This is a genomic window from Actinomadura sp. NPDC048032 (genome assembly GCF_040653175.1).
GTDB classification, from domain to species: domain Bacteria; phylum Actinomycetota; class Actinomycetes; order Streptosporangiales; family Streptosporangiaceae; genus Spirillospora; species Spirillospora verrucosospora.
Genome location: NZ_JBEZJP010000779.1, coordinates 1 through 1,603 on the forward strand (window position 1 = coordinate 1; position 1,603 = coordinate 1,603).

Consider the following 1,603-nt stretch of genomic DNA (forward strand, 5'->3'; position numbering starts at 1 on the left):
GTGCGGGTCGCGCGGGCCCGCGGCGCCGCCCGCGTGTTCCTCGTGGAGGTCAACGCCGAGCGGCTGCACCGGGCCGCCGCGCTCGTCGGCCTCAACACCGACCTGCGCCGCGCGTACATCGCCGACTGCCAGAGCGGCGTCAACCGCTGGAACCGCATCCTGTCGGAGGCGGGCCTCCCGCAGCGCCTGCGCCTGCCGAGCATCGCCTTCAACCGCAAGGTCGGCGCCTTCGCCGGCGTCGAGGCCGCGCCGGACGGGGAACTGCTCGACGCCGCCGAGTGGGAGCGGCGCAAGGACGCCTGGCTTCCGACGGAGGTCGACAGGACCCACGTCCGCTCGCTGATGCGGCCCGTCCACGAGCGCGGCAGGATCGCCGCCTGGATCGCCCCGCCCCGCAACGGCGTCAACGGCCGACCCTTCGACTACGAGTACGTGCGCCTCTAGCCGGCGGCGCCTTCGGGCCGGGGCCGCGTCTGGCCGGCGGCCGGGAAGAGCCGCAGCCAGGCGCCGCCGGGGCCCGGCTCGCGCACCTCGACGGGCTCGAACTCCGGCCCCGCCCCGGAGATCCCCCGGTGGACGGGCGCGGAGACGATCAGCCCGAGGGCGGCCGCGACGCCCGCGAGCCTCCGCCGCAGGACCTCGGACTCCAGCAGCCGGGCGGCGCGGGCGAGCGCCGCCCCGGTGACCCCCTCCGGCCCCGCGTGCACGGGGCCCGCGTCGACCGCGACCCGCACCTGGAGGCGCCGCCCCTCGGCCGCGCCCGCGTTGTGCCGGTCGATGCGCTCGGCGAGCGCCCGCACCAGCGGATCCGCCGGAGCGTTCACCGGGACCCCGGGCGGGACGACGAGCAGCACGCCGTCGCCGCGGTCCTCGCGGTGGCAGGCCGCCCAGGGCACCCCGGCCGCGGCGAAGGACTCCTCCAGCGACTCGAACAGCACCCGCCTGATGGCCGCCCGGTCCGCCTCGGTCCGGTCCGGGGAGCCGAACCCGACCACGTCGGCGAACACGACCGTGCAGTCCTGCCCCGTGAGGAAGAGGGAGCCGGACACGGCCGGCGGGCGGGGCTCGCCGCCCGCCGTGAGCCGCTCCAGCCGGACCGGGTCGAGGACGTCGATCGTCCCGTCCCCGGCGTGGACGAGTCCCGCGCCGTCCCACTCGCTGAGCACGCTCGCCACCGCCGCGGGCGTCGACGACGTCCAGCCCGCCAGCTCGGTCCCCGTCAGGGGGAGCGCCCCGTCCCGCGCCCGCGACAGCGTCGTGAACAGCGCGGCCAGCCGGCGCTCGGTGTCGGCGAGTTCGGTGCCGGAGGTGCGGGCCGCCGCCTCGACGGTGCGGTCGTGCGCCTGCTTCTCCAGCACCGACTGCACGCCCGCGTGGCGCTCCACGACGCGCCGGAAGTCCGCCGCGCCGACGACGAGCGCCTCCACGGTGTCCAGCGCGATGACCGTCGCCGTCCAGGCCTCGCCCTCGAACAGCGCCCGCTCGCCGATCAGGTCGCCCGGACCGCGGACCGCCACGATCCGCTCCTCGCCCGCCCGGTCGACGCGGACCTTCGTCCAGCCCGACAGGAGGACGACGACGTAGTCGGCCGGATACCCCTGCC

Annotated in this window: 1 protein-coding gene and 1 pseudogene; one reads left to right on the forward strand and one right to left on the reverse strand. The window is 77.5% G+C overall.

Annotation, left to right across the window (positions count from 1 at the left end):
- A pseudogene (locus AB0C69_RS42145) lies at positions 1–444 on the forward strand (hypothetical protein); the annotation flags it as partial.
- Here the strand turns inward: AB0C69_RS42145 and AB0C69_RS42150 are convergent.
- A partial coding sequence (locus AB0C69_RS42150) for a cyclic nucleotide-binding domain-containing protein (RefSeq protein WP_360362531.1) occupies positions 441–1,603 on the reverse strand: 1,163 nt, incomplete at its 5' end. The pseudogene AB0C69_RS42145 and the gene AB0C69_RS42150 sit on opposite strands and share 4 nt — an antisense overlap.